The following is a 12,961-nucleotide window of genomic DNA, read 5'->3' as shown; positions in this document are numbered from 1 at the left end:
GGCGCGGGTGATGCAGTACCGGAGGCGCCTGAGGTGAGTTCGCAGACCTGGAGGGCGAACTCAGGGGCGCCGAATTCTCCTTCAAGCGCGCGTTCGTACACGGGGCCGACGAGGACGCTTCAGACGCTGCCCGAGAACCGCCCTCGCCCCCGCCACCCCAGGAACGCGATCCAGTCGGCGCACAGGTCTTTCCGCTTCAGCCACCGGCCGGCCCTTCGACGTACGGCACCCGCACCCGCGCGCATCAGCGCGGAAACACGACCGTGAGCAGGCGGAGGAGCTCGGCGCGCTCTTCGTCGGACAGCTTGTCCAGGCCGGTCTGCGTCTGCTCCATCTGCTGACGGATCGTGTCGATGGCCTTCTGACCCGTCTCGGTGAGGGCGACGTTCTTGACGCGGCGGTCGGTGGCGCTGACCTCGCGGTGGACCAGGTCACGCTTTTCGAGCCGGTCGATGATCCCCGTCATGTTCGACGCGTCACAGGCGAGGGTGGTCGCGAGCGAGCGCATCGAGGCGGGCGCGCGGCGCAGCACGGAGAGGGTCTTCGCCTGACTGGAGGTGAGGCCCAAGTCGGCGGCCGCGGCCGTGAAGTCGGCGTAGTGCGTACTGACCGAATGAGCGAGCAGCTCCATGAGCTGCTCCTTGGACGGGATGGCTGGCATGCGTCGAGGGTATCGCGTAAAGCTTGACCACCTCAACTTTTGACATCTACCGGCTTCCCATTGTTTGATGTCCTCAAGCATCGAGTACCTCAATGGTTTGGTACCTCGACCAATCTTCGAATGCTTCGCCCTTCGGGCAACCACAACCTTCCACCGGAAAGAAGACCGTGACGTCCTCCCTCGCCGCCGCGCCGGAACGCCGCACCGGCAGCCTCAGCCTCGTCCTGGTGCTGGGCCTCGCCGCCATGGTCGTGTCGATGATGCAGACCCTGGTCATCCCGATCCTCGGCATCATCCAGAACGACCTCGGCGCCACCACGGCCCAGGTCAGCTGGGTCACCACCGCCACCCTGCTGTCCGCCGCGGTCTTCACGCCGCTGCTGGGCCGCCTCGGCGACCAGCGCGGCACAAAGCCGACGCTGCTCGGGGTGCTGGTGGTGATGGTCGCCGGATCGGTGCTCGCCGCGACCACGAGTTCGATGCTGTGGCTCATCGTGGCCCGCGTGATGCAGGGCGCCGCCACCGCGATCTTCCCGCTCGCGCTGTCCGTGCTGCGCCAGGAGGTCGCTCCCGCACGACTGCCCGGCGCCATGGCCCTGGTCAGCGGGACCCTCGGGTTCGGCAGCGGCCTAGCCCTGGTGAGCGCCGGCCTGCTCACCACCGGCGCCGACCCCGACTATCACCAGGTCTTCTGGCTGGCCGCCGCGCTCGCCGTCGCCGCCCTGATCGCGGTCGCGGTCGTCGTCCCCGCACCGCGCACCAGGACGGGCGGGCGCACCGACTGGCTGGGTGCCGCAGGCCTCGCCCTGCTGCTCGTGCTGATCCTGCTGCCCATCTCGCAGGGGCACACCTGGGGCTGGACCTCGGTCCGCACGCTCGCTCTGTTCGCCGGCGCCGTCGTCACGGCGGCCCTCTGGGTCGTTGTCGAACGCAGGGTCCGCGACCCCCTGGTCGACATGAAGATGTTCGTCCACCGGCCGGTGCTGTTCACCAACATCGCCGGACTGCTCGTCGGATTCGCGATGTTCGCGCAGTTCATCGGCGTCTCCTACCTCGTCCAGACGCCTTCCGAGATCGCCGGCTACGGCTTCGGTGCCTCCGTCCTGCGCGCGTCCGTGGTCTACCTGCTGCCCTCCGCCCTCATCTCGCTGGTCGCCGCGCAGTTCGGAGGCGTGCTGGTGCGCCGCATCGGTGCCCGTCTCACCCTGGCCGCCGGTGCCGCCTTCGGCGTCGTCGGATTCGCCTGGCTCACCCTCGCCCACGACACCACCGCGTCGGTGATCCTGGCCGGCATGGTCGTCGGCGTCGCCATCAGCTTCGGCTACGCCGCGATGCCCGCCCTGATCGTCGCCGGTGTTCCCCACCACCAGACCGGCATCGCCAACGGCATCAACTCCATCTCCCGCTCCACCGGCAGTGCGATCGGCAGCGCGGTCGTCACCTCGCTGCTCGCCTCCAAGACGCTCGACAACCTGCCCGCCGGGGTCCCCGCGCTGCCCGCCGAGAGCCAGTACACCCTGAGCTTCGCCCTCGCCGGTATGGCCTTCCTGCTGGTGATCGGTGTGGCCATGGTCGGCCTTGCGATCCGCCGCAGGTCCCCGTCGTCCGTCATCGGAACGCCCGTCGCGTCGAGCGACGACGAACCCAGGCCCGTCCAGTCGAGCGACGGAGAGACCACTCCCGAGCGCACGGCCGCCACTGTCGCCACGTCCTGACCGCACCACCGGCACGGCCGCGACGCTCCTTCCCTTGGAGGCCGACTGACTCTCTTCGGGTGCTGAACGGCTTCCCCTCCGATCCGAACAAGGCAGGACAGGACTGTGATTGACACCAAGGCAGCCTTCACCCTCGATGACACCTTCACCGCCGCCGAAGCCTCGGCGCTGGTCGACCGGCTGCGCGCGACCTTCCGCGCCGGCCGCACCAAGCCCCTGGCATGGCGCCGACAGCAGCTGATCCGCCTGCGCGACCTGCTCACCGACAACCGCGCGGCGATAGCCGACGCCCTCTACGCCGACCTGCGCAAGAACCGCGCCGAGGTCGATGCCATGGAGATCGGCACCACGATCGTCGAGATCGACGACTACCTGGAGCACCTGGAGGAGTGGACCGCTCCGCAGCCCGCCCCCGTGACGGTGCCCGGCGTCCCGGGCAGCAGCGCCCGCACCCAGTTCGACCCCCTGGGTCTCGCCCTCGTCATCTCCGCGTGGAACTACCCGATCAATCTGCTGCTGGTGCCCGTCGCCGGCGCGCTCGCCGCCGGGAACGCGGTCGTCATCAAGCCCGCCGAGTACGCCGCCCACACCTCGGCATTGCTGGCCGAGCTGCTGCCCGCGTATCTCGACACCGACGCGACCGCGGTCGTCGAGGGCGGCGCTCCGGAGACCACGGTGCTGCTGGAGCAGCATTTCGACCACATCTTCTACACGGGCAACGGCACCGTCGGCCGCATCGTGATGGCCGCCGCCGCGAGGAACCTCACCCCCGTCGCCCTTGAACTCGGCGGCAAGTCACCGGTGTTCGTGGACCGGGACGCCGACGTCACCACGGTCGCACAGCGCCTGGCGCAGACGAAGTTCGCCAACGCCGGACAGACCTGCGTCGCCCCCGACTACGTCCTGACCGACCCGGACACCGCGGCCAAACTCCAGTCGGCCCTGGCCGTCGCGATCGAAGGGCTGTTCGGCGAGGACCCGCAGAGCTCCGACGCCTACGGGCGGATCGTCAACGAGCGGCACTTCGACCGGCTGTCCGCACTGCTGGGCTCCGGTCGCACGGTCACCGGCGGGCAGACCGACCGGGCGGACACCTACATCGCACCGACCGTGCTGGCCGACGTCCGGCCAGACGAACCCGTGATGCGGGAAGAGATCTTCGGACCCATCCTGCCGATCCTGCCCGTCGCGGACCTGGACGAGGCCATCACGTTCATCAACGACCGCGACAAGCCCCTCGCCCTTTACGCCTTCACCGAGAACGACACCACCAAGCGCCGCCTCGCCGCCGAGACCTCCTCCGGCGGCCTCAACTTCGGCCTGCCGATGCACCACCTCGCCGTGCCGACACTTCCCTTCGGCGGCGTCGGCGAGAGCGGCATGGGCAACTACCACGGCCGCTACTCCATCGAGACGTTCAGCCACCGCAAGGCCGTCCTCGACGTGCCGCTGAGCTGAAACCTCCATCGAAGAAGGCCCTCCCATACACGAAGTGACGTCGCTACGCCCCCGGTGGCCGACGACCCTCAACAGCAAGGAGCAGAAACGCGCCGTGAACGACACGCTGTTGGAACAGCTCGGCGCCTGCAAGTACATGCTGATCACCAGCTACCGCAAGACCGGCACCCCGGTCTCCACCCCGGTGTGGGTGGTACGCGACGGAGACACTCTGGGCGTACGGACCCCGGCCGACTCCTGGAAGGTCAAGCGGATCCGGGGCCGCGGCGACATCCTCGTCGGCCCCCGCGACCTGCGCGGCGGCCCAACGGGCGACCCCGGTCCCGGCCACCGCCGAGATCACCGACGCGGCCACCGGCGCCAGCTACCGCTCACTCATCGCCCGCAAATACGGCATCGTCGGCCGCCTCATGATCCTCGACAGCTGGCTGCGGGGAGCGAACCGTACGCTGGGCATCCGCATACGGCTCACTCCGCACCATGGACATGCTGGGGCGTGCAGGAAGCATCCAGGTCAGGGGACGGGTACCAGGCAGCGGTGCAGGCTCCGGCGAGGGACCGGATTTCCGCCCCGGCGGGAGGCCCGGTGTCACTGCTGCGTGCCGCACGGACGGTCCGTTGCCCTCATCCCTGTCGTATCGGTCCATGAGCCGTCCCCCTCAACGGTGACAGGCGGCCCGACACGCCCGGTGGCTTCAAGGAAGGCAGAGCGAGAAGGCACTGCCGGGCCGGGCTCAAGCCCCCTGGAACATCCGCCGTCCGATCTGTTCAACGGGGTCCGTAAATCAGTGCGGCTCTACGACACTGGCCGCAGAGGACGGCAACGGGGGGTTGCATGACGCGTGTTGTCCTGGTGCCTGGCACAGGTGTCCGCGAAGACGGCTATGCATCACTGTGCGATCTGGTCTCCGGCCATCTGGCGAAACCGAACCGCGACGTGAAGCTCGTGCGGTGTTTCTGGGGCGATGAGCACGGAGCCCGTCTCCACAGCGGCGGATCCTCGCTTCCGTCCCGGCCCGGGGAAACCGACGCCCCTGCGCCTGGCCCGCCCGCCGAGGACGTGCGTCTGGCGTCCTGGACTCTGCTGGACGCCGACCCCTTCGCGGAGCTCCGCCTCCTGGCCGATGAAGACGACCGCCGCGCCGAGAAGTACGTGCCAAGGGACGAGACCCCGGCGGAGGACCTCTGGCCGCGCCTAGACGCGCTGGTCAGCAACTCCACCGTCCTGGAGACCGCCGCCGCACACGGCCTGCTCAGCGACGAGGTGGCCGCCGCGCCCCAGTACGTGTCCGACATCCTCGCAACGACCCTGCGGGAGACCTCAGCCTGTCAGCCGCGGCCCGCTACGCACGGCACGGACACATCATCAGCTGGATGGGGGTTCGCCGCTCATCCGACCGAGACCTGCGCTCCTGACGGCCCTCGCGTCATCACGGACGTGGCCACCACCACGGCCAACACCCAAGACAGCCGGGTCTTGCCCGGCATCCACACCCGCCTGTCACGCCGCGGGCTCCTGACCGCCGAGCACTTGGTCGACGTTGCCTACATCACCTGCATCACCCGGAACAAGCAACCCCACACGCCAGCAACGCCAGAACGAGGGCTTCGCCGGGGACGAATTCCACATCGACTACGACCGTCAGCAGTTCACCTGCCCGCAGGGCCAGGTCAGCCAGGGTTGGAGCACGGCCGTGACCCGCCCTCCTCACCCACGGCAGCCCCGCTGATCGTGGCCAGGTTGGCCAAGAGTAAGTGTCGGCCCTGCCCGGACCCAGTACACCACCTTCCGCGAAAGCACCCGCACCGTGGGCTTTCCTTCACGAGATCCCCAGCGGAGCCAAGCTTACGAGTTGGCGCATGATGACGGGTCAGGCGTGTCTTGCCCGGACTACCGGCCCGGTGAGGCATGGTCTTGACCATTGTGGTCTCGTCGCGCCGGCCGGTGGAGAAGGAGCCGAGGGTCTCGGTCGGGGCCTGGCGTTGGAGTCGTTGGCTGGACGCCGTCACCGCGTCGGGATGGCGGCCCCATATCGATGCGCCGCAGTGTGACTGTGTCGGCTGCCGAGGGGGGCGGCGTGCTCCTGCCAATATTGACGGAAGGCAATGTGGCCGTGTCGGCTTGCATGGACGGCGCGAGGTCCGGGGCCTGATTCGCCGGTGGCGGGTGTTGCCGCATGCCTGCGAACGGATTGCGCCAGAACTGCGAACGCGGGGTTCGCCAGCTGTAACGCAGCGCAAGGAGTCGCAGCACGAAGGCGAACAGTGAGGCACCAATGGCGGTACCAACGTTCAGCAGCGCCGAGTTGTACAGCATCGCGACCGAGGTCGCGCCGACGAACGCAGGCAGTGCGTACAGATCACGGTTCCAGCGGAGCAGCGTCGGCTGTTCGAGAGCGAGGAGATAGGCGAGGACGCCACCACCGACGGCGCTGGCGCTGCCGAGCGTAACGGCGGCGGGACTATTGAGGCCGTGGGAGAGCGCCTTGATCGTGCCGGTGACGCTGAAGAGTCCCAGCGCCGCCGCGTCGGAGATGTCGAATGGCTTGCCCTCGTACACTTTTTCGTCATGGCGGAGCCGGTAGCCAAAGTAAACGATCAGCGCAGCGACGCAGGGCGTGAAGAAATAGCCGAGGTCAGTGAAAGCGACCGGGGTGATCCCGAGCACTAGGTCACGGAAAAGACCGCCGCCAAGGCCCGCCGCCTCACTGAGGATGACCGTCCCGAAGATATCGAAGTCCTTGCGTACCGCGAGGAACGCCCCTGAGAGAGCGAAGGCGAAGATACCTATGAGATCCATTACGTACTGGACAGCACCGCTTAGTTCCTCGACCGGCATAGGCCAGGTCCCCCTGAAGGCTGGTAAGAGTGCGAACCGTTGAAAGCCGCGACGTCTCGAACTGCTCCGGCGAAGAGGACGCGGGGTATCGGCATACGCCCGACCATTATTTCCACGTTGTGGTACCTGCAATGGCTACATTCATTCTGCGCTCTTAGTCGAAGTGTCATTCGGCGGTGACTGCGGCAAGCAACTCGCGGCGCAAGGGGCCGGGATAGTGATATCGAGAAGCCCCGGCGCTCAATGCGGCTATCCGCTCTTTGAGACCGGGCCTTGCCAACACCTCCGGCCCCCCGAGGAGGCCGCTGATGTCGGCGGCGGCGCGCAGGACATCGGGGTCTTTCGCGCGTGCCGCTTCGAGTGCTACGCGCTTCCGCCAGAAGGGATCGTCCGTCGCATAGCGCCGACCCGTCATCTCGTGATCCACCTCGGCCAGGCGGTGCCGGTCCCAGTCGTTAAAACCATGCCAGAGTGGCATCAGGTGACGCTCTGTCGCGGCAGCGAACGTCATCGAAAATGCCAAGGCGTCCCTCGTGTCAACAAGGCGCATTGTGTCCCGGAGCAATGCGGCATGCCGGAACGCCGTGGTCATGCCAGCACCGAAGAACGGGTTGGTGGAGGCCCATGCGTCTCCCACCGCCACGATCCCGGTGACCACAGGCTCTCCGGCTACGACGAGGCAACGGTGCGCGCTGCGTAGACCACCGGTGGCGATCACATCCGTGACGGGCTTCCCTTCAGCCCAATGTGCTTCGGTTGGGTAGAGCTGTATCGCTCGGTGCCAGGCATCGCGGTTGCTCAGACCCCGGAGCTCCTGATCGCGGTCGGACGTCACGAACGTCACCGACCAGGTTCCGGAGTCACCCGGCAGGACAAGGATGCTGACGCTGTCGTGCTGAAACCCCGCCCATGGCGGCAGTCGGGAGGCCAAGTATTCGGAACGGAAGAACCGCGTGTAGTAGCGGAAACCCGCCTCCGCCCGCTGCTCGTACGGTGCGAGTCCCACATCCCTGAGCATTGCTGCCCCGCTCGCGCCCCGGCCGGAGGCATCAACGACCAATTCGGCGTTGATCTCCTCGCCCCCCTCACAAGCTACCCCTCTGACACGCCGGCAGTGGCCTGCGCGGGGCTCCTCCGTCTTCAGCCGGTTGACCCGGAGGCCACGTCGCACGGTAATTCCGGGGTGCTCCTCCGCCACGGCAAGCAAAGAGGCCTCAAGTACAGGACGCCGTACGGCCACTGTCTCGAACCGGCCGTCATCCACGCGCGGGCCGTCTATCGCCCCGACATGCCATGCTCCTGCGATGATGTTGTGGCTGACGGCGCCCAGATCGAGCATGCGGTCCACCGACTCGGGAGACTCCTTGGCCAGTAGGCGGAATCCTCCTGGCAATAGGAGGTGCGCCTGTGAGAACTGACGCACGCCGAGGCGCTTCCAACCCGCATACAGGTCGTCTCCCTTGCCCTTGGGGGGCGGTGGATCGCGGTCGACGAGGGTGACCTGCCTGCCTTCTGCCGCTAGCAAGATTGCAGTCATCAACCCTGCCGGGCCGCTGCCCAGGATCAATACGTCAGACACGGCTGCGTTCATCCCTTCTGTGTCCGATGAAGTCTGGCGGTAGAACCACGCCAGAGCTGGATCGGCGCTGCTGGGCGCCGAGAGGTACTCACGAGTCCATGCCCACGGTCTTCCAGAACCGCAGCAAGGCAGCGGCACCCTCTTCGGGAGCGCTCAGCATCCACCAGTGACTTTGGGCCGGCAGGCATTCCACATGCGCTCCGAGACGCTCGGCAACCTTCTGGGAGTTGATCTGGTCGTCGTAGGGGTCGCTCAGAGGCTGGATCACTAAGCCAGGGGCTGCTGTTCGAGTCAGGTCTCCACCCCAATGAGCGTGTGGGTTGGGCGTCGCGGAGCGGTAAAGGTCCAGGATGCAGCCAGCCATAGTGGCGTCGAATTGTGCACCCATGCCTGAGGCATCCTCAGCGGGAACACCCGCGGCCGTAAGCGCGGCGGTGGCGACGGTCGTATTCCCCCGCATGGTCTGCGCCCACTGTTCTCCTGCCCCCGAGGTCTGCCACAGTTGGGCCTGATCGTGCCAGACATAGTCGGGGTGAAGAATGGACGCGACGTCCATCGCCCAGCTGCGCAGCGTCACAGAGTCCAGCATGGCGACGCGTGCCACAAGAAGTGCGCCCCAGTCGTGCCCAACCAGGTCGACAGGTCCCGAGATGCCCCTCAACTCGCCTGACAGCCAGCGGACGTAGTCATCCATCGTCGCGCCGAACCCGGCTGGCCGGGGCGTCGAAAAGCCTGGCAGGTTCAGGGCGAGAGAATCAACTTGGAGGTGGCGCCGGAGTGAGTCCCAAAGGCGCCCGGTCTCGGGTACTCCGTGAACGAAAACAGCGGTCATTATTTTCCCGAAGTATGAATGGTCAGCTTCGATATCTGGCTCTCGTGAGGCTCGTGTACGCAGCTCATGGGGTGCTCTCCATGACCTCAACTCCTCTGCTGCTCTTTGGGCTCCCCACGGACTGTTCGATGCCAGAGGCGTGCAGGAACGGCCGTAGTATGGCCGGTCGATGTGGACATTAAGGATGTGCTTCTCGAGCCACTTGTGGTCCTTGGGAGCTTCACCACATGACTCAGACGTCCCATCACTTCCCCTTGTCGTACTCGACTGGATTCCCGCCCACTCAGCTGCCCGCTGGAGAGGCGGCCTCATTGGCCCTCCGACAGTGACCTCTGCAAGGAGATGTCACAAGACCATCAGGGCTGGAATAAAGCCGCCGACTCCCGGAATAAATCGCGCTTCCGAGGCGAGAAGTGCCCGAACCCGCGGGGCGACTCAGCCCTCACACACCTGGCGGTCAGCGCGCTGGCTCGCCTCGGTGAGAGCCTGGCGGGCCGTCACGGACAGCAGTGGCAGCGCCTCGGTCACGGTTCGGAGCCGTGGCGTCGGCGAGCATGTCGGCCAGATTCTGCGCCGTCAGCCGCCCGCCCGGCGGGCTGGCTGAGGGTGTGGACGGCATGCCGAACGCGGGCCACTGCCCGGTGAGGTGACGCAGGCTGACGAACTTCAAGGCCATGTGCGGGGGAAGGGCGTGGTCGAAACGGCCAGTGCGCTCATCGCTCCCGACTCGTCGGCGGGCAGCGCAGGCAGGGCGAGCGCGGCCAGGTCGGCGGCGGCCCGCTCTGGCACGACAGCGGATCCACTGCGCACCCCGACGGCCAGGTAGCCGACGCTGAACCGCTGGTCGGCATCTTCCTCGCAGCGGCTGCCACTGGCTGGGCGTGAAGTCGCTTTCCCGGACTACACGTGGATCGATCTTTGGGGTGCCGCCTCGTGATGAGACTTGCTCTGTAGGGTCGAGATCACGAGCGTTGAGGTTGTGGTCGTCGTGAAGCGAACGACGCGTCGGTTGAGGCGTTCGCGCGCTTGTTGCCTCAGCTTTCGAGCACAGCCGGCCCGCTGGATCGCGAGGCAGTGCAGCGCTTGCTCGCCAGCGATGCGAACACGGTGTTGGTGGCGCGGGTCGACGGTGAAGTAGTCGCGATGCTGACGTTGGTCATGTCTCCCTTGCCCTCCGGTGTGCGAGCTCGCATCGAGGACGTGGACGAGGCCGCGCGGGAACATGGCATTGGGAGTGCTCTGACCGAGGAGGCTCTGCGCCTCGCGGAGGCGGCAGGTCCTCGGACCGTGGACCTCACGTCGCGTCCGTCGGACATCGCACCGATCTGGAGTTCGGTGAGCCTTTCGATCTTCACGGTTCGGTGTTCTCCGCTCGCACCATCAGGTTCGGAGGATCTGACACGGGTCCTGGGCGGCCGCATGGGCGTACTCCCAGAAATCGAGGTGTCCGATGGCCAGGTTCACGTGCATCTCATTGACCAGCGCAGGCAGCAGCCGGAACACACAGCCCAGTTCGTCATCGCCCTCGTCCAGTTCCTCATCCCTGGTCGAGACCGCGAGCAGGGCGTACTCACCCCTCATCGAAGCGGCATCGGCGAGGAACACGACCTCCAGACGCGGATCACCCAGCAGAGTGGACAGCACCACCTCCTCCGGACTCGCCCCGTCGAAGGCCCGGTCATCCACCACGTGAGTGTCCCTCTCGTACTCGGCGCAGCCCTCGGCGAGCTGGTCGACGACCACCCGCCAGGCTCCATCGTCCGAGAAATCCGTGCGCACAACGAGGGCCTCGGTTTCGAAGTCATGACCCGCCCGGTCGATCAGAGGTCGCATGCGCTCACCGTAGCCTTCGAAGCGGCCGCCATTCGGCACACGCGGACGGATGTTCTAGGGCAAGGCAACAACTGTCGTTGACCGAGCAATTTCTGACCGAAGTCACTGGTCGCTGCCGGATTGGTTCACCGACAAGTCAGCATGAAAGACGGAGAGTTGGTACGTCACATGCGAAAGATCCGCATTCTCGCCCTGCCGCTCGCGCTGTCGGCCGTGCTCCTGGTCGGCGGACAGGGCGGAGCCTTCACGATGCCGGCGTCGGGCGACGACATCGGCGGGTCCGCGACTGCGGTGCAGAAAAAGGGTGTGAGTGCCTGGAAGTTCGACGGTGTCACCAGGGCTCTCTCCAACGCGAGGGTCGGCTGGTTCTACACCTGATCCTCCGGGCCGGAGTGGAGTTCGTGCCGATGATGCACGACGCAGGATCGGTGACCGCTGCGGAGCTGCACCGGGCCAGGGAGCAGGGCAGAATCCTGCTCGGCTTCAACGAGCCCGACCGCTCGGACCAGGCACACATGACTGTGAAGCAGGCGCTCGGCCTTTGGCCCCGGTTGGAGTCGACCGGAATGCGGCTCGGCGCCCCAGCGGTCGCGACCGGTGGTGATGTCGCCGGAGGCTGGCTCGACCGGTTCATGAAGGGTGCCACTGCCCGTGACTACAAGGTCGATTTCATCCCCTTGCGCTGGTATGGCGCGGACTTTGACGCCACACGTGCGCCAGCACAGTTGCGCAGTTACCTCCAGGCCGTGCACCAGCGCCACAAGAAGCCGATCTGGCTCACCGAATACGCGCTCATGGACTTCACAAACGGCACCCCGCGTTATCCGACCAAGGCTCAACAGGCGGCGTTTGTAGAGAAGTCGACAGCAATGCTGCAGCGCTTGCCGTACGTCAAACGCTATGCCTGGTTCACGCTCTCCACGGACCGTGGCAACGTCAGCGGCCTGTACAACGGCGCCAGGGCCAACAGGGTCGGCGCGGCCTACCGCGCGGCAGACTGACGGTCCCCGCCTCTGCCCATCGGCGCGTTCTCTCCCAGGCATGGCCGCCCGCAACAGAGGCCCCTGGGAGGGGCCGTGCCAGCCAGCGCTTGCCAAGGACTTAGCCCACTGCAGCGCTCTGTGTCCCCACCCGCACAAACCTGGGGTCGACTCTGGGTCTCTGGACCATTAAGCATTTTTAGCTGTCAGGCGAGGTGAGCCAGGAATCCCCCTTCAGGAGCGGGAGGAGTCAATTCGCTGCTGTCCGGCCACCGACCGAGGTTCGATCGCTGCCGCGCCTCGTGTCGCAAGGGTTGCGACGTCGTCGGCGAATCCGTCCACGTCTTCGGGCCAGCTCTCGGGCGGCTGGAAGATGAGCAAGGCGACGGCGCCGTGCAAGGCGGCTGCGATGGCTCTGGTGAGGGCTGTCGCGTCGCCGCGGAGCGCGCCTGCCTCCACACACTGCTGGACCGTTCCACGCAGGAAGCGGAAACAGGACGAGGCTACTTGCCCGCTGGCGGCGGTGGCGGGGCCGGTCATCACGAGGCGGTAGCGGACCGGATGAGCCAGCCCGAACCGCACATAGGCGACCGAGCGTTGGTGGAGGGCATTGAGCGGGTCGTGCGAGGCGGCGTCGGCATCGCCCATCCAGTCGCCCAGCTCGCCCCAAACGCGTAGGCACACGGTGTGTAGCAGCTCGAGACGACTACCGAAGTGCAGGTAGACCGCCGGAAGGCTGACCCCCACCGCCTGTGCCACGGCGCGGATGGTGACCGCGTCCTCACCAGCCTTGTCAAGCAGGAGCTCGGCCGCCTCGACAAGTTCGTCGCGCAATCGCGCACCGTCCCCGCGCTGCGCCCGGCGCCGCCGCGGCGCTGCAACGGCGGGAGTGGAGGACTCGGAGTCGAGCTGGTCCATCGTCAACACCTGCCCTGCGAGGCGGATGAGTCGGCCGCCTCGGAGCCGATGCCGCGAGAGGTAGTGGGTGTCATCGCGTCACTCGTCTCCGTGTTGTGGACCGGGGCCGCCGCATGTAACTTGTCGGCGTTAACTTAACTCTACAT

10 protein-coding genes and 3 pseudogenes are annotated in these 12,961 nt (G+C 66.7%); 6 read left to right on the top strand and 7 right to left on the bottom strand.

Annotated elements, in window-relative coordinates:
- Window positions 1-244: 244 nt before the first annotated feature.
- Window positions 245-661, bottom strand: a complete 417-nt coding sequence (locus tag PGH47_RS42175) for a MarR family winged helix-turn-helix transcriptional regulator (protein ID WP_271667914.1) — start codon at window positions 659-661, stop codon at window positions 245-247.
- A 167-nt stretch (window positions 662-828) separates the two neighbouring features.
- On the opposite strand from PGH47_RS42175, the gene PGH47_RS42170 reads away from it, so the two are divergent.
- The 3 genes and pseudogenes from PGH47_RS42170 to PGH47_RS42160 form a co-directional block, all read left to right on the top strand.
- Window positions 829-2,376, top strand: a complete 1,548-nt coding sequence (locus PGH47_RS42170) for an MFS transporter (protein WP_376058301.1) — start codon at window positions 829-831, stop codon at window positions 2,374-2,376.
- A gap of 108 nt (window positions 2,377-2,484) precedes the next feature.
- Window positions 2,485-3,834 carry an aldehyde dehydrogenase family protein gene (locus tag PGH47_RS42165; protein ID WP_271668291.1) on the top strand — a complete coding sequence of 450 codons (1,350 nt, stop codon included), beginning with the start codon at window positions 2,485-2,487 and terminating at the stop codon, window positions 3,832-3,834.
- Window positions 3,835-3,928: 94 nt separating this feature from the next.
- A pseudogene (locus PGH47_RS42160) lies at window positions 3,929-4,307 on the top strand (PPOX class F420-dependent oxidoreductase); the annotation flags it as partial.
- Window positions 4,308-6,040: 1,733 nt separating this feature from the next.
- Here the strand turns inward: PGH47_RS42160 and PGH47_RS42155 are convergent.
- From PGH47_RS42155 to PGH47_RS42140, 4 genes and pseudogenes are all read right to left on the bottom strand, one after another.
- Window positions 6,041-6,673: pseudogene (locus PGH47_RS42155) on the bottom strand (trimeric intracellular cation channel family protein); the annotation flags it as partial.
- Between the two features lie 166 nt (window positions 6,674-6,839).
- Window positions 6,840-8,264 carry an NAD(P)/FAD-dependent oxidoreductase gene (locus PGH47_RS42150; protein WP_271667912.1) on the bottom strand — a complete coding sequence of 475 codons (1,425 nt, stop codon included), beginning with the start codon at window positions 8,262-8,264 and terminating at the stop codon, window positions 6,840-6,842.
- 76 nt (window positions 8,265-8,340) lie between these two features.
- Complete coding sequence (locus tag PGH47_RS42145; protein ID WP_271667911.1) at window positions 8,341-9,084, bottom strand: alpha/beta fold hydrolase; 744 nt, start codon at window positions 9,082-9,084, stop codon at window positions 8,341-8,343.
- 666 nt (window positions 9,085-9,750) lie between these two features.
- Window positions 9,751-9,873 (bottom strand): hypothetical protein, encoded by a 123-nt coding sequence (locus tag PGH47_RS42140; RefSeq protein WP_271667910.1) that lies wholly within the window; start codon window positions 9,871-9,873, stop codon window positions 9,751-9,753.
- A 285-nt stretch (window positions 9,874-10,158) separates the two neighbouring features.
- Here PGH47_RS42140 and PGH47_RS43330 point away from each other — a divergent pair.
- Window positions 10,159-10,326 (top strand): annotated as a pseudogene (locus tag PGH47_RS43330) (GNAT family N-acetyltransferase); the annotation flags it as partial.
- A 138-nt stretch (window positions 10,327-10,464) separates the two neighbouring features.
- Here the strand turns inward: PGH47_RS43330 and PGH47_RS42130 are convergent.
- Entirely contained in the window at window positions 10,465-10,956 is a 492-nt protein-coding gene (locus PGH47_RS42130; protein ID WP_271668306.1) for a DUF6924 domain-containing protein, read from the bottom strand.
- Between the two features lie 129 nt (window positions 10,957-11,085).
- Here PGH47_RS42130 and PGH47_RS42125 point away from each other — a divergent pair, with 129 nt between their 5' ends.
- Together PGH47_RS42125 and PGH47_RS42120 are read left to right on the top strand one after the other, a co-directional pair.
- Entirely contained in the window at window positions 11,086-11,295 is a 210-nt protein-coding gene (locus PGH47_RS42125; protein WP_271667909.1) for a hypothetical protein, read from the top strand.
- 29 nt (window positions 11,296-11,324) lie between these two features.
- Window positions 11,325-11,918: a glycosyl hydrolase gene (locus PGH47_RS42120; protein ID WP_271667908.1), complete on the top strand. Its 594-nt coding sequence runs from the start codon at window positions 11,325-11,327 to the stop codon at window positions 11,916-11,918.
- 213 nt (window positions 11,919-12,131) lie between these two features.
- Here PGH47_RS42120 and PGH47_RS42115 read toward each other — a convergent pair whose 3' ends face one another.
- The gene (locus tag PGH47_RS42115) at window positions 12,132-12,815 is read right to left on the bottom strand and encodes a TetR/AcrR family transcriptional regulator (protein WP_271667907.1); all 684 of its coding nucleotides are present in this window, start codon (window positions 12,813-12,815) and stop codon (window positions 12,132-12,134) included.
- Between the last annotated feature and the right edge of the window lie 146 nt (window positions 12,816-12,961).

Source organism: Streptomyces sp. HUAS 31 (assembly GCF_028198125.1).
GTDB lineage: Bacteria > Actinomycetota > Actinomycetes > Streptomycetales > Streptomycetaceae > Streptomyces > Streptomyces chartreusis.
This window is presented reverse-complemented; position numbering and strand designations above follow the sequence as displayed.

Excerpts from the sequence above, each read along its gene's own strand:
- PGH47_RS42115 (WP_271667907.1), bottom strand. The coding sequence starts at position 12,815 with ATGGACCAGCTCGACTCCGAGTCCTCCACTCCCGCCGTTGCAGCGCCG.
- PGH47_RS42120 (WP_271667908.1), top strand. The coding sequence starts at position 11,325 with ATGATGCACGACGCAGGATCGGTGACCGCTGCGGAGCTGCACCGGGCC.
- PGH47_RS42145 (WP_271667911.1), bottom strand. The coding sequence starts at position 9,084 with ATGACCGCTGTTTTCGTTCACGGAGTACCCGAGACCGGGCGCCTTTGG.
- PGH47_RS42125 (WP_271667909.1), top strand. The coding sequence starts at position 11,086 with ATGCGAAAGATCCGCATTCTCGCCCTGCCGCTCGCGCTGTCGGCCGTG.
- PGH47_RS42150 (WP_271667912.1), bottom strand. The coding sequence starts at position 8,264 with ATGAACGCAGCCGTGTCTGACGTATTGATCCTGGGCAGCGGCCCGGCA.
- PGH47_RS42175 (WP_271667914.1), bottom strand. The coding sequence starts at position 661 with ATGCCAGCCATCCCGTCCAAGGAGCAGCTCATGGAGCTGCTCGCTCAT.